15 protein-coding genes are annotated in these 17,065 nt (G+C 61.2%); 7 read left to right on the forward strand and 8 right to left on the reverse strand.

Annotation, left to right across the window (positions count from 1 at the left end; translation table 11 throughout):
* Positions 1-94: 94 nt before the first annotated feature.
* From ACIQWP_RS04895 to rpsU, 4 genes are all read right to left on the reverse strand, one after another.
* A complete protein-coding gene (locus ACIQWP_RS04895) occupies positions 95-1,750 on the reverse strand; it encodes a sensor histidine kinase (protein WP_402783050.1) in 1,656 nt (551 codons plus the stop codon).
* Positions 1,751-2,001: 251 nt separating this feature from the next.
* Positions 2,002-3,072, reverse strand: coding sequence for an NAD(P)/FAD-dependent oxidoreductase (locus tag ACIQWP_RS04900; RefSeq protein ID WP_402783052.1), 1,071 nt, complete (start codon positions 3,070-3,072; stop codon positions 2,002-2,004).
* A gap of 110 nt (positions 3,073-3,182) precedes the next feature.
* Positions 3,183-4,058: a tetratricopeptide repeat protein gene (locus ACIQWP_RS04905; RefSeq protein ID WP_402783054.1), complete on the reverse strand. Its 876-nt coding sequence runs from the start codon at positions 4,056-4,058 to the stop codon at positions 3,183-3,185.
* A 140-nt stretch (positions 4,059-4,198) separates the two neighbouring features.
* Complete coding sequence (gene rpsU, locus ACIQWP_RS04910) at positions 4,199-4,411, reverse strand: 30S ribosomal protein S21 (protein ID WP_004117638.1); 213 nt, start codon at positions 4,409-4,411, stop codon at positions 4,199-4,201.
* A 349-nt stretch (positions 4,412-4,760) separates the two neighbouring features.
* On the opposite strand from rpsU, the gene ACIQWP_RS04915 reads away from it, so the two are divergent.
* The 7 genes from ACIQWP_RS04915 to ACIQWP_RS04945 all read left to right on the forward strand — a co-directional run bounded on the left by ACIQWP_RS04915 (position 4,761) and on the right by ACIQWP_RS04945 (position 11,227).
* A complete protein-coding gene (locus tag ACIQWP_RS04915) occupies positions 4,761-5,036 on the forward strand; it encodes a hypothetical protein (RefSeq protein ID WP_402783056.1) in 276 nt (91 codons plus the stop codon).
* 12 nt (positions 5,037-5,048) lie between these two features.
* Entirely contained in the window at positions 5,049-5,465 is a 417-nt protein-coding gene (locus ACIQWP_RS04920; protein ID WP_402783058.1) for a hypothetical protein, read from the forward strand.
* Between the two features lie 174 nt (positions 5,466-5,639).
* Positions 5,640-6,893: a sarcosine oxidase subunit beta family protein gene (locus tag ACIQWP_RS04925; protein ID WP_402783060.1), complete on the forward strand. Its 1,254-nt coding sequence runs from the start codon at positions 5,640-5,642 to the stop codon at positions 6,891-6,893.
* Positions 6,893-7,312 (forward strand): hypothetical protein, encoded by a 420-nt coding sequence (locus ACIQWP_RS04930; protein ID WP_402783062.1) that lies wholly within the window; start codon positions 6,893-6,895, stop codon positions 7,310-7,312. Before ACIQWP_RS04925 ends, ACIQWP_RS04930 begins: the two co-directional genes overlap by 1 nt.
* 15 nt (positions 7,313-7,327) lie before the next feature.
* Positions 7,328-7,693 (forward strand): sarcosine oxidase subunit delta, encoded by a 366-nt coding sequence (locus tag ACIQWP_RS04935; RefSeq protein WP_402783064.1) that lies wholly within the window; start codon positions 7,328-7,330, stop codon positions 7,691-7,693.
* Positions 7,690-10,686, forward strand: a complete 2,997-nt coding sequence (locus tag ACIQWP_RS04940) for a sarcosine oxidase subunit alpha (protein WP_402783067.1) — start codon at positions 7,690-7,692, stop codon at positions 10,684-10,686. Before ACIQWP_RS04935 ends, ACIQWP_RS04940 begins: the two co-directional genes overlap by 4 nt.
* A complete protein-coding gene (locus ACIQWP_RS04945; RefSeq protein WP_402783069.1) occupies positions 10,679-11,227 on the forward strand; it encodes a sarcosine oxidase subunit gamma in 549 nt (182 codons plus the stop codon). The genes ACIQWP_RS04940 and ACIQWP_RS04945 overlap by 8 nt, the downstream gene beginning before the upstream one ends.
* Positions 11,228-11,248: 21 nt before the next feature.
* Here the strand turns inward: ACIQWP_RS04945 and ACIQWP_RS04950 are convergent, their stop codons facing one another.
* From ACIQWP_RS04950 to glgA, 4 genes are all read right to left on the reverse strand, one after another.
* The gene (locus ACIQWP_RS04950) at positions 11,249-11,737 is read right to left on the reverse strand and encodes a MaoC family dehydratase (protein ID WP_402783071.1); all 489 of its coding nucleotides are present in this window, start codon (positions 11,735-11,737) and stop codon (positions 11,249-11,251) included.
* Positions 11,738-11,806: 69 nt separating this feature from the next.
* Positions 11,807-13,777, reverse strand: coding sequence for a glycogen debranching protein GlgX (glgX, locus tag ACIQWP_RS04955; RefSeq protein WP_402783073.1), 1,971 nt, complete (start codon positions 13,775-13,777; stop codon positions 11,807-11,809).
* A gap of 210 nt (positions 13,778-13,987) precedes the next feature.
* A complete protein-coding gene (locus tag ACIQWP_RS04960) occupies positions 13,988-15,616 on the reverse strand; it encodes an alpha-D-glucose phosphate-specific phosphoglucomutase (RefSeq protein ID WP_402783075.1) in 1,629 nt (542 codons plus the stop codon).
* A gap of 4 nt (positions 15,617-15,620) precedes the next feature.
* A complete protein-coding gene (gene glgA, locus ACIQWP_RS04965) occupies positions 15,621-17,063 on the reverse strand; it encodes a glycogen synthase GlgA (RefSeq protein WP_402783077.1) in 1,443 nt (480 codons plus the stop codon).
* Positions 17,064-17,065 lie beyond the last annotated feature (2 nt).

The raw sequence follows: 17,065 nt of genomic DNA on the forward strand, positions 1-17,065 counted from the left end.
GAAAAGTGCGCAGCGGTTTTCCGTCCGGAATTGCGTGACAACAAAGAGATAGAGCGCTTCAGAGATTCCATGAAAAGCTGAATCGCTCCAGACATCAGCTCCGCTGCCGCTCCATTGTATTGCGCGGCGCTGTCAGCTTCCAGACAAGGCCAGTCCGGCGGAAATCGACCTCGACATGGCCGCTGAAGGATGCCGCGGCATGGGTTTTCGTGACGGTAGTGCCAAAGCCGGTGTCGCTCGGCGGCTTGACCGGCGGACCGCCGCTTTCGGTCCAGACGAAGCGAATCATGGTGCCGGTTTCCGCGGCTTCGTTCGTCCATTCGATGGTGATCTTGCCCTCGGGCGCGGAAAGCGCGCCATATTTCACCGAATTGGTGGCGAGCTCATGCAGGACCAGGCCGAGATTCTGCACCGCCTCCGGCTTCAGCAGGAAATCATTGCCGAGAACATCGAGCTGCTGCGGGGCCTGCAGGAAGGTCGCGAGATGGATGTCGATCACGCGGCGTAGCGACACGCCGGACCATTGTTCGCTGGTCAGGACCTCGATGGAGCGGGCCAGGCCTTCGAGCCGATCGGCGACTGCCCGCTGGAAGGTGTCGACGCTATCGGTCTGCCGGGCGAGCTGCCGCGTCATCGCCTGGGCGAGCGCCAGCAGATTCTTGGTGCGGTGGACGAGCTCATGCATGACGAAATGCAATCGGTCCTCCGTGACGCTGCGGTCGAAGGATGCGTTGGAAAGCGCAACGGCCACCTGGTTTGCCTCGAGAACGCTGGTATCGATCGGCGAGACGATCTCGCCGCGGCCCATGCGATCCGCCATGTCGGCAATGCTCTGTATCGTGGTGCGCACCTGGCGCGCCAGGGCATAGACCGCGATCAAAGCAATCAGCAGCAGCGTCACGCCGCCATAGATCAGGAAGCGCCAGGTGCTCATCAGCGACGCCTGCGCGGAGGCGATCGGCCCCCAGACGACGGCCTTCCAGGACCAGCCCGAGATCTGCGCATAACCGAGTACTGCGTTCGGCAGGGTCTTTTCATCCTGGTAGACGCCGCTGGACGCGATCAGCTTCGGCAGAATGTTCTTGTTGAACGCGTCGCCAGGCGCAAGGGTCGTCGGGCCGCCGGCGGCAACCACATGGCCCGATTTGTCCAGAACGGCGGCCGACCAGCCAGGTGGCAGGGCTTCCGTCGTCACAAGCTTGGCAAGCTCGTCAGCATCCTGGGTTACTGCCAGAGCAGCGCCGGCCGGCGAATGTTCGAGGGGCAGGGTGACGTTATAGACCCAACGGCGGGCGGTCGAGCCTATGAAGACATCGGATGCCTCGATGCGGCCGGAGTTCAGCGCCGATTGCAGCGCAGCCAAGTTGCCCGTCTTGCCGAGCGGTTTGCCAAGCGGCCAGCGAGTGTTCAGCCGAAGCTGCCCATCCTTTTCCATCAGCAGCACGAAGAGCGAATCGGTGCGCAGGACCGTTTCCGTGCGAGCGAAGAAGGTGGCGATGTCGTTGCGCTCGAGTTCCGGCGAGGAAGACAGCAGCCGCAACGTCGTCGCCATGTCCTGCAATTGCCGATCGATGACGCGCGAAAGCGCCTGCGCGTCCTGAACCGTATCGCCCTTCAGCGCGTCGCGTTCATTGTCTTCGAGCTGGACCAGAAGCAGTGCGACGAAGGCGAGAATCGGCAAGGCAATCGCCAGGGCGATGGCGATCAGATAGGCTCCGATCGACGCTTTCGGAAAATGCGGCTTCCTCATGGGGCGATCAACCGATCGTGCCTCCATGACGATCCAAAGCGCCGGCAAACGCGAAAAGAATGGTTTTGGTCATCATGCCAAGCGCCCCCATGCCCAGATCCGAGCTACATGCTCCATGAGCGCCATGTTAGGGCTCGGTAATTTTCGTTGCAACATCTGAAAAGTCATTACTTCAAAATCGTAAGCGATCTCGGGTATTTACGACTGTGGCAAGGCATCCTTTGAGTTGCGTTGACCGCCTGGTATTCGAGTTAGGCAAAGCGTGAAAGACGGAATGCGCCGAGATCGCGATCTTCGTCCCCCTCGGTGATCTCCTGCGCTGCCAGCAGGCCGACGAGCGGCGCCAGCGTGACGCCGGAATGCAGGACTGCGAGATAGAGACCGGGCGCTGCATCGACGCCACCCAGGATCGGCAGGCCGTCCTTCGGTGTCGGGCGATAGCCAACGGTGTGGAAGTCGAGTTCCAGCGCTTCGCCGCCTTTCAATGTCGCTTTGACCTTGGCGAAGAGATCGTCGGCAACCGCTTGTGGATCGTTGCCGGGATCGGTGCCGCCGAAGTCGCTGCCGGCGATGATTCGTCCCTCCATCGTCTGGCGCAAATGCAGCTCCGGCGCCATCACTAGGCCATTCAGCATTTTTCGCACGGGACGGGAATGGACGATGAGTCCCGGGGGCGTTTCGAGCAGCACGGAGACATCGGCGGAGGCGGCGAGCGCTGCCGTACCCGCACCGGCGGCCAGAACGACATGATCGGCGCGCATCGCCCCTTCACTCGTTTGGATGCCGACGATCCGCTCACCTTCTCTAAGCAGACCTTTGACCTCGACGCCAGGCGACAGGATCGCGCCCTGATGGCGGGCGTTTTCCAGCAGAAGCTTGGAGGCTGCAACAGGTTCGACGGCACCTTCCTCGGCGACATGCAAGGCATAGTCGGGCGGGTTGGCGAGAGCCGGTTCGATCATCGCGCTGGTCGCCCGGTTGACCGGTTGTATGCCATAACCCCAGCCATGATGTTGCGCCGCATAGGCGTCCAGCTCTGCCTCGGGGAGGTCCCAGCTGAGGCCGCCGCACCAGGATAGAGGCAGATCGGGCAGATCCTTCTTCAGCCGCGACCATTCCGCCATCGAACGGTGCCGGACACGGAAATAGAATTCCGGATTGCCCCAGCTCGCATTGATCCAGGCGAAGGAGTTTGGCGTCGCAACGCCGCCGGTCCGCTGGGCAACCACTGTCACGGACGCGCCCTTGCGCTGGAGATGCCAGGCGATGGAGGCGCCGATGATGCCGGCGCCGATGACGATGATTTTCTGCGGGGAGGGCATGTCGCTGTCTCGCTTGAATGGGGTGAGCTGAGACTAGGCGTTCGCGATGGCAAAGAAAAGCCGCCGGGCGAGTTCGCCGGGCGGCTGCTTATTCGATTGCCGGATACTGGTTAAGAGCCGGCGCCGACGCGCGCCAGACCATCTTTGGCCGGCTGATAGCTGGGATCGAGGTTGACCGCATGCTGATAGGAGCGGCGTGCTTTCGCCTTGTCGCCCTTGCGTTCGTAGACGAAGGCCTGGTTCGCCCATGATTCGGCGACCTTGTTGTTCAATTCGATCGCGTGGTTGAAATCGGCGAAGGCGTTGTCGTCGTCGTTCTGCGCGAGATAGGAGATGCCGCGGCTGTTGTAAGGCTCCGGCGCATTCGGCGACAGCGAGATCGCCTTGGAGAAGTCGTCGATCGCCTTGTCCTGCTGATTGCGCTTCTGATAGATCACGCCGCGGCCGTTATAGGCGCGTCCATCAGTCGTGCCGAGGCTGATCGCCTTGGAATAATCGTTGAAGGCGTCGTTATCTCGGCCAGCCTGGCGGTAGAGATTGCCGCGGCCGATATAGGCGACGTCGTAATTGCCGTTGATCTGCAGGGCGGCAGTGTAGTCCGCGACCGCTTCGGGCAGCTTGCCCATGTTGCGATAGATGAGCGCGCGGTTGGCGTAGGCCTGATAGAACTTCGGATTGAGCTGGATCGCCTGGTTGAAGTCGGCCAGCGCACGGTTGAAATCACCGCCACGGCCATAGGCCGTGCCACGCACATTGTAGCCTTCCGGGTCCTGCGGATTGGCGTTGATGACCGAAGTCAGCGAAGCGATGTTTTCCGAAGAGCCCTGCGCCTTGTCGATCTGGATCACATTATCGGTGGAGGCGGTCTGGCAGCCGGAAAGGCTGATCGCGGCAAGCATCGCCAAGGCAGGCAGCGCCACGGCGCGCTTCGAAACGAGTAAGGAAAGGTTCGAAGTGCGGAACTTTACGGAAGTCGTCATTGCCATTATCGGGTTCGCTTTCCCCATGCGTCTCATATCAGGCTGTTCTGATTTAATCCGATTTGTCCGGAGAATAAATCAAAAAGGCGGCGGCGAACGACTCGCCCCCGCCACACATGCATCTGAAAACGTCGAAAAAACGGCGATTACTTGGCAACAAGGCCTTCGCGCTGAGCGCGCTTGCGAGCAAGCTTGCGAACGCGACGAACAGCTTCGGCCTTTTCGCGAGCACGCTTCTGCGACGGCTTTTCGTAATAGTCGCGCATCTTCATTTCGCGGAAAATACCTTCGCGCTGCATCTTCTTCTTGAGAGCGCGGAGAGCCTGGTCGACATTGTTATCGCGGACAAGTACCTGCACGAGAATCACGTTCCTTTAGTTTGGTTGATGCCAGCGGCGACGGCAGCGCCAGGAGGCAAAAAAAATGCGTTCGCGCAGCCGTAGCCTTGCGATTGGTTAGGCGAGATAGCAGATCGGTTTGTCAAAGTCTAGCCAGATCGTGAGTTTGCAGAGGAAAAAGCTAGTTGTCGAGTACCGAATTCAGCCAGCGATGCCCGTGGGGCTTCAAAGAAGCTGTTGAATAAGCGATTGGCAGACGCCGATCTTTGCGACATTGACATGCTTGTGTGAGTATTTCGGTCACGGTCGTTCGCATGCTGCGGCGATTGCGCTATCTCGGCACTTGTCCGCGCAAAGGGGGAATCGCTTTATGAAATCGCTCGGCTTTGCGATCGCTAAGAGGGTGGCGGCATTTGCGCTGGCTCTTATCGTTCTTGCTGGTGCGCTTGAGCCAGCTATGGCCGGCGAAGTCCGCTTCGGCAAGAACGTCCGGGTCGGCGGGCACGATTTTTCCAACCAGACTTTTGACAGCAAGCACCGTGCGAGAATCTATCTTTACAACCAGAAGCCGCGCAGAGAAGGATGCGTCTGGCGCAAGGATGGCCATGGGGGCCGGGTGAAGGTTTGTCACCTGCAGCGCAAGTAGGATGGGGGACTTATGAACGGCCAGACTATGCCGACCAACGTTCGGTATTCTGAACGGCTCACATATGCCGCGATGGCGATCATTTTTATAAATCAGATGGTGAATTGGGATAGGACGAGCAGACATTTTGCCGAAGCGCCGCTTGCATTCACCTTCTTGCAAATCGCGTTTCTTTGCATTCAAATTTTCTGGGTCTGGCTGGTTGTGCGCAGGCGCACGAACTGGGCGCGCTGGATGACGCTTGCAGCGCAATTCGCCATGATGTTTGTCATCGGCTTTTCCTTCGGCTTCATTGCCATCAAGGGCAATCCCGAAGGTACAACATTGGAACTCGCTTTTCTGATCCTATCGACATTGTTTTATTTACTCGCCGCGTGTCTTCTTTTTACGCGTGACGCAACACCGTGGTTTATGTCTGAGCGAGCGTGAAGTTTGCCGCATACACGCAAGCCGTTAAGAAGTTTGGCGTCGTCATTCGATCTTTCTTTTAACCGTGTCGAAAGACGGTCCTGAATGCGTCGCAAAAGAGCCGTTGTGTCGGTTTTTGATTTGCGATTTGTATGGCCCATAAAAGGGCGTCATGCCTGAAGGAGTTGAGGGCGAATGCGTAAATACTCGGTTTTTGCCGTGGCACGGGAAGCGATGCGGGCTCACAAGGGCTGGGAGGCTCAGTGGACCTCGCCTGAGCCGCGCAAGGAGTATGACGTCATCATCGTCGGCGCCGGCGGTCATGGCCTGGGTGCGGCCTACTATCTCGCCAAAGAGCATGGCATCACCAATGTCGCCGTGATCGAGAAGGGCTGGCTCGGCGGCGGCAATACCGGCCGCAACACCACCATCATCCGCTCGAACTATCTCTATGAAGAGAGCATGCACATCTACGAGCATTCGATGAAGCTCTGGGAAGGGCTGTCTCAGGATCTCAATTACAATGTCATGTATTCGCCGCGTGGCGTGATGATGCTGTCGCACAATGTGCATGACCAGCAGTCCTTCAAGCGGCATATCCATGCCAACCGCCTCTACGGCATCGACAATGAATGGCTGACGCCGGAACAGGCGAAAGCTTATTGTCCGCCGCTCGATATTTCGAAGACGGCGCGCTATCCGATCAATGGCGCTGCGCTGCAGCGTCGCGGCGGCACGGCACGGCACGATGCGGTGGCCTGGGGCTTTGCCCGCGCGGCTTCCGATCGCGGCGTCCACATTATCCAGAATTGCGAAGTGACCGGCATTCGTCGTGCGCCGGACGGCCGCGTGATGGGCGTCGATACGAGCAAGGGCTTCATCGGCGCCAAGAAGGTCGGCGTATCCGCTGCCGGCCACACGACCGTCGTCATGCAGATGGCCGGCGTGCGCGTGCCGTTGCAGTCGAGCCCGCTGCAGGCGCTGGTTTCCGAGCCGCTGAAGCCGATCTTCCCGTGCGTCGTGATGTCGAACACGGTGCATGCCTATATCTCGCAGTCCGACAAGGGCGAACTCGTCATCGGCGCCGGCACGGACCAGTATAATTCCTACAGCCAGACCGGCGGGCTGCAGATCATCACCCATACGCTGGATGCGATCTGCGAGCTTTTCCCGATGTTCCGGCGCGTGAAGATGATGCGCTCCTGGGGCGGCATCGTCGACAACACGCCGGACCGTTCGGCGATCCAGTCGAAGACGCCAGTTCCGGGTCTCTATGTCAATTGCGGCTGGGGCACAGGCGGTTTCAAGGCGACGCCGGGTTCGGCCAATCTGTTCGCGCATCTGATTGCCCGAGATGAGCCGCATAAATTCAATGCCGGGCTGACGCTGGATCGCTTCCGCACCGGCCGACTGATCGATGAGGCGGCCGCCGCCGCCGTGGCACACTGATGCTGACGGCGGTCGGGATCGTTCTTGCGGCTGGGTTTTCCTTGCCGGCTGGAGTGATCGCGACCGAAGTCAACGATCTCGTTCCGGGGGTCAAGGATTTTCGTATGCAGGTGATCCACAAGGCGAAGGATGAGGTCGATTGGCCCTTCGTGGCAGAAAGCGGCGTGCTTGCCTGCGCCAAGGTGCTGAACAAGCCGGCGGTTTATTTCGTGCCCGACCAGAAACCTGAGGCAACCAGGGCCTTCGTGCTCGATACGGATCTCTTCGGCATGAGCCTGGTTAATATAGGGATGACCAACGTGCTGAAACCCTATGGATCGCTGGAGGCGCTGCTGAAGCGCATAACACCTTTCGTCACCATGGGACGGCGGCTTTGCGCCCAGCCTCCCGGCACAAGCCTTTCGGGCTCCGAGCTTTAACACAGGTAGAAAACGATGCTGCTGATTTACTGCCCCTATTGCGAGGAAGAGCGTTCGGAACTCGAATTCCGCAACGCCGGCGATGCGCATATCGCTCGGCCGGCCAATATTGCCGGGATCTCGGATGAGGAATTCGAGGAATATTTCTTCCTCCGCGACAATCCCAAGGGCCTGATCTTCGAACGCTGGCGGCATATTCATGGCTGCGGCCGCTTCTTCAATGCGGCGCGCGACACGGTGAGCGACCACTTCTATCGCACCTACAAGGCCGGCGAGCCGAAGCCTGATCCGGCGACGCTCAAGCCTGGCGCATCCGAGCCGGCGGCACAGCAGCAGAACGAACAAGAACTGACGGCACAAAAAGAGGGATTTGCTGAATGAGCGGCGCCAATCGTATTGCGGGCAAGGGGCGTCTGACGCCGGCCAGAACCGCTCGCTTCACTTTTGACGGCAAGAGCTACACCGCGCTCGAAGGCGATACCGTCGCCTCCGCGCTGCTTGCCAACGGCGTTCATCTCGTCGGCCGGTCCTTCAAGTATCACCGCCCGCGCGGCATCCTGTCAGCCGGCGCCGAGGAGCCGAATGCGCTGCTCGACATCTCCCGCGATGCGGCGCGGCGGCAGCCGAACGTGCGCGCCAGCGTACAGGAGGTCTTCGACGGCGTGAAGGTGCAGTCTCAGAATCGCTGGCCGTCGCTCGCCTTCGATGTCGGCGGTGTCAACAATCTCATGTCGCCGTTCTTTGCCGCCGGCTTCTACTACAAGACCTTCATGTGGCCGAAGGCGGCTTGGAAGCATATTTATGAACCCTTCATCCGTCGTGCCGCCGGCCTCGGCGTCGCGCCGACGGAAGAAGACCCGGATCACTATGCGAGCCGCTACGCCCATTGCGACGTACTCGTCATCGGCGCCGGCATTGCCGGTCTTTCCGCGGCGCTTGCCGCTGCCGAAACCGGCGCCAAGGTCATTCTCTGCGACGAACAGCCTGAGGTCGGCGGCGCACTGCGCTTCGATACCGGCGTCAAGATCGACGGCGTCGAGGGCTATGACTGGGCGCAGGGTGTCGTTGCCAGGCTCAAGGCGATGGCGAATGTCGAGGTGCTGACCCGCACGACGGCCTTTGGCTACTACAACCACAATTTCTTCGGCCTTGCCGAACGCGTGACCGACCATCTGGCGAAGCCGGGCCGCGATCTGCCGCGCGAACGCCTGTGGCAGGTCCGCGCCAAGCGGGCCATCCTGGCGACGGGTGCCATCGAACGCCACATGGTGTTTCCAAACAACGACCGGCCGGGCATCATGCTGGCGTCCGCCGCGCGCGCCTATCTCAACCACTACGGCGTCGCGGTCGGAGCCAAGATCGGCGTCTATACGGCGCATGATTCGGCTTATGAAGCCGCCTTCGACCTCAAGCGCGCCGGCGTTTCCGTTGCTGCCATCGTCGACAGCCGCGCGCGGCCGGGCGAGGCTGTGCTGGCCGAGGCCAAGCGGCTCGGCATCGAGGTGATGACCGACTATGCCGTCATCGATACCTCGGGCAAGCTGCGGGTCTCCTCCATGACCGTTGCACGCAATGGCAGCTCCGCCAAGCGCAAGATCGCGATTGATGCCCTGCTGGTTTCATCCGGCTGGACGCCTTCCGTGCATCTCTTCTCGCAGTCGCGCGGCAAGCTGAAATTCGAGGCGGAGAAACAGCGCTTCCTGCCGGGCACCTATGTGCAGGATTGTCTGTCGGTCGGTGCCTGCAACGGTACGGACGGGCTGCAGGCGGCGATCGAGGAATCGCTTGCCGCCGGCGAGCTGATGGCCCGCGCTACCGGAGCCACCAATGGCGGCGAGAAGATCCAGCTTCACGCCGAGCAGGCTTTCGAATGGACGGGCGGCATGATCGGTGCTGCCGAAGGCGCGGGGCCTGACACGAATGCCAAGGCCTTCGTCGATTTCCAGCACGATGTCTGCGCCAAGGATATCCGCCTTGCCGTGCGCGAGGGAATGCATTCCATCGAGCACATCAAGCGCTTTACCACCAACGGCATGGCGTCCGACCAGGGCAAGCTCTCCAACATGCACGGGTTGGCGATTGCCGCCGAAATGCTTGGCAAGGATATTCCGCAGGTCGGTCTCACCACCTTCCGTGCGCCCTATACGCCCGTCACCTACGGCACGCTGATCAGCCATTCGCGTGGGTCGCTTTTCGACCCCTCGCGCAAGACGCCGATGCATGCCTGGGAAGAGGCGCATGGTGCGATCTTCGAAGATGTCGGCAACTGGAAACGCGCCTGGTTCTATCCGCGCGCCGGCGAGACCATGCATCAGGCCGTCAATCGCGAGTGCCGCACGGCGCGCGAGGTGGCCGGCGTGTTCGATGCCTCGACGCTCGGCAAGATCGAGGTGGTCGGGCCGGATGCGGCCGAGTTCCTCAACCTGCTCTATACCAATGCCTGGGATACGCTGAAGCCGGGCCGTTGCCGCTATGGCATCATGACCCGCGAGGACGGCTTCGTTTATGACGATGGCGTCGTCGGGCGCCTCGCCGAGGATCGTTTCCATGTGACCACCACGACCGGCGGTGCGCCGCGTGTTCTGCACCACATGGAAGATTATCTGCAGACCGAATTCCCGCATCTGAAGGTGTGGCTGACGTCGACCACGGAGCAGTGGGCCGTCATCGCCGTGCAGGGTCCGAAGGCGCGCGAGATCATCGAGCCGCTGGTCGAGGGGCAGGATCTGTCCAACGAGGCCTTCCCGCATATGAGCGTGGCTGAGTGCAAGGTGTGCGGCGTGCCGGCGCGGCTGTTCCGCGTCTCCTTCACGGGTGAAGTCGGCTACGAAATCAACGTGCCGGCCGATTACGGTCAGTCGGTTCTGGAGGCTGTCTGGGCTCGCGCCGAGCCGCTGGGTGCCTGTGTTTATGGCACCGAGACCATGCACGTGTTGCGCGCCGAGAAGGGCTACATCATCGTCGGCCAGGATACGGACGGAACGGTGACGCCTGATGATGCCGGGCTCTCCTGGGCGGTCTCGAAGAAGAAGACCGATTTCGTCGGTATTCGCGGCCTGAAGCGGCCGGATCTCGTCAAGGAAGGGCGCAAGCAGCTCGTCGGTCTCGTCACCCGCGATCCGAAGGTGGTGCTGGAGGAGGGCGCACAGATCGTCGCCGATCCGAACGAGCAGAAGCCGATGACCATGCTCGGCCATGTCACCTCGTCTTACTGGTCTGAGAATCTCGGTCGCTCCATCGCTTTCGCGCTGGTTGCTGGCGGACGCGAGCGCATGGGCAAGACGCTCTATGTGCCGATGCCCGACAAGACGATATCAGTCGAGGTGACGGATCTGGTGTTCTTTGACAAGGAAGGAGGCCGGATCAATGGCTGATCTCGCAATTCGCAAACTGCCGCTCGCTGGCCGCCACGGCGGTTCTTCCACGGTGCGATTGACGCCAGCAGCACCCGCAAGCCGCATTGCGCTGCGCGCGCCCGCGGATTCCATCGGCGGCCTTTCACAGGCGCTTGGCCTGCAGGTGCCGAACCGGCCGAAGACCTCGGCCAGCGCCAACGGTCGTCATGTCCTCTGGCTCGGACCGGACGAATGGCTCGTCATCGATGAGAATGGCGCCGATCTGGTCGGCGTCGCGGCCTCGGCCGGCGTGCTGCACTCGGCGGCCGATGTCTCGCATCGCAATACCGCTGTCATCGTCTCCGGTCCCGGTGCCGAAGCGACGATCGCGGGCGGCTGCCCACAGGATCTTTCGCTACAGGCTTTCCCGGTCGGCGCCTGCTCGCGCACGCTGCTCGGCAAGGTCGAAGTCGTGCTCCTGCGGCTCGATGAGGAGACGTTCCGCGTCGAGGTCTGGCGTTCGTTTTCGGATTACGCTTTCGGTCTGCTAAGCGAAGCTGCGGAGGATGCGGGCCTTTAGAGGGTTCCGCATCCGGGTTGATCAAGACTCCTCCGGTCGATCCTTCGGATCGAACTGCGATATGGTCGTCCATGTCGCAGTCAAAGCCGGCTTGCGCTCGTTCTCGATTTCGACCGTCACATCATAGGTCAGCATCAACATATTGGCGCCGCGCAGGCGGGTTTCGGCGAGCGTGAAACGACCGCGTACCCGCGCGCCGCACTTGACCGGCGACATGAAGCGGATCTTCTCGAAGCCGTAGTTGATGCCCATGGTCTGCTCGCGGATCTTCGGCAGGCCGCTATAGTTCATCGCCGAGAGCAGCGAGAGCGTCAGGAAGCCATGGGCGATGGTGCCGCCATAGGGCGTTTCCGCCTTGGCGCGTTCCGGGTCGACGTGGATGAACTGGTGGTCGTGGGTCGCATCGGCGAAGGTATCGATCATGGTTTGGTCGACCGCTATCCAATCGGAGACGCCGATTTCGGTTCCGACACGTTTCATGATTTCAACAAGCGAGGTATCGCCGGGCATTTCCATCCTCGTCAATCTAAAGGGACACCGGCTCTTTCTGGCGAATCGGAAGGGAAAGTGCAACGACGATCAGGTTTCGACGAAGAAACTGACGGAGCGTGCGGCAACCGCAATCTGCCCGCCAGCCGGGGTTTCGCCTGCGGTGCTCAGCAGCGACCAGCCGTCCGTCTCGGTTGTCGGCAGCGTGACGGGGAGGTCGCCGCCGGTGCGATTGAAGAGGATGGCAAGGCGCGTGGACCGGCCCCTGTCGCGATCTTGCGTAGCGATCGCCATGCCGAGCAGGCCGGCATTCGGCGCTTCCCAATCAGGTATCGACATGGGCTCACCGGTCGATGAGAACCAGACGACGTCGCCGTCGCCTTTGAAGAAGTCCATATCCCCGAACGCTGCGAACCGGCGGCGCAAGCCGGCGAGCAAGGCAGTATGGCCGATCAACTCCTCATCCAGCGCCTTCCAATCCATCCAGGTGATGGCATTGTCCTGGCAATAGGCATTGTTGTTACCCTGTTGGCTGCGACCGCCTTCGTCGCCCGCCGTCAGCATGATCGTGCCGCGCGTCGCAAAGAGCGTCGAAAGCATGGCTTCGATATCGATCCTGCGCTTGCGCAGGATCGACTGATCTTCCGTCCTGCCCTCGATGCCGTTGTTCCAGGAGAAGTTCTCGTTGTGGCCGTCGCGGTTGTTCTCGCCATTGGCCTCATTGTGCTTGTTCTCGTAGGAAACGAGATCCATCAGCGTGAAGCCGTCATGGGCAGCAAGGAAATTGACGCTGCGCGTCTGCGTGCGGCCATCACTGCCGAAGATGGAGGAGGAGCCGCCGAGGATCGTCGCCAGATTGCCGATGCCCGCATCGCCTCGCCAGAAGCGGCGCAGATCGTCGCGGGCACGGTCGTTCCATTCGAGAAAGGGCGTGGGAAAGTTTCCAAGCTGATAGCCGCCAGGGCCGATGTCCCAGGGCTCGGCGATCATGATCCTGTCCCTTAGCGTCTCGTCCGCCAGCATGGTGCGCAGTGTCATGCTTTCCGGGTCGAATCCCTTGCTGCCGCGGCCAAGTACGGTGGCAAGATCGAAGCGGAAGCCATCGATGCCGGCATTCCGGACGAAATGGCGCAGGCTGTCGACGATGAGCCTGCGCGTTGCGGGCTGATCGCAGGCGACGGTATTGCCCGTGCCGGTATCGTTGACCAGCGTGCCCGACTGGTCCGGCTGATGGCGGAAATAGGTGGGATTGTCGAGGCCGCGCAGTGACAGCGTCGGGCCGTGGCGGTCGCTCTCGCCGCTATGATTGAAGACGAGATCGAGGATGACGGCGATCCCTTCGGCGTGAAGGGCGGCGACCGTCTCGCGCAATTCCTTCATGCCGCCAGGCACGAGGCGTGGGTCGAGCGCCATGAAGGCGACGGGGTTATAGCCCCAGCCATTGCTGAGGCCGAGCGGCGGCAGGTGTCGTTCGTCGATCCAAGCGGTGATCGGCATCAGCTCGACGGCATCGACCCGTAGGCGTTTGAGATGAGCGATGATTGAGGGATGGGCGAGGGCGGCGAGGGTGCCGCGTTGTGTTCCCGGTATATCCGGGTGCAGCATGGTGAAGGGCCTGACGGCGATTTCGTAGATCAGGCCGCCCGGCTGAAACAACGGCTTGGCGGGGGCAACCGTGACATCGCGAGAAACGATCGCCTTCGGTATCAGATCTTGCGTGTCTTCTCCGACCGTCCCCAGGCGCGGATCATATTGGAAGGGCCGGTCGATCTCCTTGGCGTAGGGATCGATCAGCAGTTTTGACGGATCGAACCAGAGGCCTTTGTCTGGATCGTACGTACCATGGGCGCGCAGGCCATAGCGCATGCCTTGCTTGGCATGCTTGACGAAAAGATGATGCTCGTCGCCATCGCGCTCCAATGGCAGTCGGACGACTTCCTTCTTGCCTTCCGCGTCGAACACACAAAGTTCGATTCGCTCGGCATTCCGCGACCACACGGCAAATTCGACGCCCGTGTCGGTGAGAGTAGCGCCAAGTGAGCGGATTGTCGGCTCTGACATGCTTGGGCTTTCCGGATTGCTCGAGATGATCCCCTTTTCCCCGCTTGCGGGGAGAGGGCTAGGGTGAGGGGCGGAGCGGTCGGCAAATTCTGCGGTCGTGATGAATTTTGAGCGGGGCCCTCATCCGACCAGTTGCCGCTTCACGTCGTTCAGCGGCTTCTGGCCACCTTCTCCCCGCATCACGGGGAGAAGGGGCTTATCGCCATCGGTTCAGGTAATCACAGTCGGTGCGTCGCGGCCGGTGCGGCCCTTGATGTCGGCGATATCCTGGGCGGCGGTGATGAGATCGGCCAGTGCTTCCTGGGTCTCGATGTTGTGACGGGTCGAATCGGGTTCGTAGCGCTCGATGTAGACGCGCAGCGTCGCGCCGGTCGTGCCGGTGCCGGAGAGGCGGAAGACGACGCGGGAGCCTCCCTCGAACAGGATGCGGATGCCCTGATGCTGGCTGACTGACTTGTCGACCGGATCGTGATAGGCGAAGTCGTCGGCGGCGGAAACGGTGAGATCGCCGAATTTCGTGCCCGGCAGCGTCGGCAGCCTTTCGCGCAGCGCCGCAATCAGACCGTTGGCGGCATCGGTGTCGACGCCTTCATAGTCGTGGCGGGAATAATAGTTGCGGCCATAGGTCGCCCAATGCTGCGTGACGATATCGATGACGCTCTCGCCGCGAACGGCCAGAATGTTCAGCCACAGCAGCACGGCCCAGAGACCGTCTTTCTCGCGAACGTGGTTGGAGCCGGTGCCGGAGCTTTCCTCGCCGCAGATCGTCGCCATGCCGGCATCGAGCAGGTTGCCGAAGAATTTCCAGCCGGTCGGCGTCTCATAGATGCCGACGCCACGCTTTTCGGCAACGCGGTCGGCAGCGCCGCTTGTCGGCATGGAACGGGCAATGCCGGCGATGCCATGGGAATAGCCGGGGGCGAGATTGGCGTTGGCCGCAAGAATCGCCAGGCTATCGGACGGAGTGACGTAGATACCCCTGCCGATGATGAGGTTGCGGTCGCCATCACCGTCCGATGCCGCGCCGAAATCGGGCGCATCGTCGCCCATCATGTCGTCGTAGAGCTCTTTGCAATAGACGAGGTTCGGGTCCGGGTGATGGCCGCCGAAGTCAGGCAGCGGCAGGAAGTTGCGCACCGATCCGTCCGGCGCGCCGAGGCGGATTTCGAAGATTTCCTTGGCATAGGGGCCGGTCACCGCGCTCATCGCATCGAAGCTGAGGCGGAAGCCGAGGCTGATCAGATTACGGATGGCGCCGAAATCGAACAGCTCTTCCATCAGGGCTGCATAGTCCTCGACCGGATCGATGACCGAAACGATCATGCCGCCGACATCTTCGCGGGCGATACGATCGAGATTGATGTCCGGGAAGTCCGAGATCTTATAGCTATCGATCACCTTCGAGCGCTCGTAGATGGCGTCGGTGATCTTTTCCGGCGCCGGGCCGCCATTGCCGATATTGTACTTGATGCCGAAATCTTCGGTCGGGCCGCCGGGATTGTGGCTGGCCGACAATATGATGCCGCCAAAGGCCTTGTATTTGCGGATGATGTTTGAGGCTGCGGGCGTCGAGAGAATACCGCCCTTGCCGACCATCACCTTGCCGAAGCCGTTTGCGGCGGCCATCTTGATGGCCTTTTGGATGACGTCGCGATTGTAGTAACGACCGTCGCCGCCGATGACCAGGATCTTGCCCTGATAGCCTTCGAGCGAATCAAAAATCGACTGAATGAAGTTTTCCGCGTAGTTCGGTTGCTGGAATACGGGAACCTTCTTTCGCAGGCCCGAAGTACCTGGTTTCTGGTCCGCGAAGGGGGTGGTGGGAACGGTTTTAATCATCGGGTTAAGCGCCTCTCGAGACTAGACTGGAGTAGAGAGCGACGTAGCGTTCTGCGCTCCTACCCCAGGACACGTCGGATTTCATGCCCTGCTTTTGCATCTGCGTCCAGACCTTTCGATCCTGGAAAAGATGCATGGCACGGCGCACGGCCTGTAACAGCCCCTCGGCGGTGACGGGCGAAAATTGAATGCCGGTCGCGACTTTTGCTTGCAGCGCTGCGTGGTTGGCGTCGATGATCGTATCGTTCAGCCCGCCCGTCCGCGCAACGACCGGCAGGCAGCCATAGCGTAAGCCATAAAGCTGCGTGAGGCCACAGGGTTCGAAGCGCGAGGGGATGATAATCGCGTCGCAGCCGGCCTGCATCAGGTGTGACATCGGCTCGTTATAGCCGGCGGAAACGCCGACGCGGCCGCGATGGCGGCCGGCCGCGGCAAACAGCGCTCCCTCCAGTGCCGGATCGCCGGCGCCCAGAATGGCAAGCTTGCCGCCCATGTGAACGATCTCGCTGGCAACCTCAGCCAGAAGATCCATACCCTTCTGCCAGGTGAGCCGGCTGACGACGCAGAAGATCGGGCCATCATCGTCGTCGAGGCCGAAATGCTCGATGACGCGCTGGCGGTTCACGGCGCGATCCTTCAGCGTGGTCGCATTGTAGGTCTGGGCGATCATCGGATCGCTCGCCGGGTTCCATATCTCGTCGTCGATGCCGTTGACGATGCCGTAGAGGTTGTGTGCCTTGCTGGCGATGACGCCTTCAAGGCCCATGCCGAATTCCGGCGTCAGGATTTCCTCGGCATAGGAAGGGCTGACGGTGGTCAGGGCATGGGCGGTCTGCAGGCCGCCCTTGAGGAAGCCGACATCGCCGTAATATTCGATGCCTTCCATGGAGAAGGCGTGAACCGGTAGGCGCAGGCCGGGGAAGATGTCGGCGCCGAACTGGCCCTGGAATGCGATGTTGTGGATGGTCAGCACGCTCGGCAGTTCCGGCGTCGGATAGTAGCGCATGTAGACCGGCACCATGGCCGACTGCCAGTCATGCGCATGCACGAGATCCGGCCGCCAGCCGGGCAGGAGACCGGCAGCAATTTCCGCGCCGGCCAGTGACAGCGCGGCGAAACGCCGCCAGTTGTCGGGATAATCCTTCCCGGTCGCATCGACATACGGGCCGCCGGTGCGGCTGTAATAGGCCGGTGCGTCGAGCACGAGAAACGAAATACCGGCGTGCTCGACTTCCAGAATGGTGGCCGGTTCGCCAAGGAGATCCGGTAGCTCCAGGCGAGCAACCGGATCGCGGATGGCTTTCATGACGGCGGGATAGCCCGGAATGAGGGTCTTGGTTTCGACGCCATAGGGCTTCAGCGCGATGGGCAGGGCGCCGGCCACGTCGGCCAGGCCCCCTGTCTTGATCAGGGGGAAGACTTCGGACGAAACCGAGAGAACCTTCATAG

Source organism: Rhizobium sp. NPDC090279, assembly GCF_044769665.1.
In the GTDB taxonomy this organism is placed as follows: domain Bacteria; phylum Pseudomonadota; class Alphaproteobacteria; order Rhizobiales; family Rhizobiaceae; genus Rhizobium.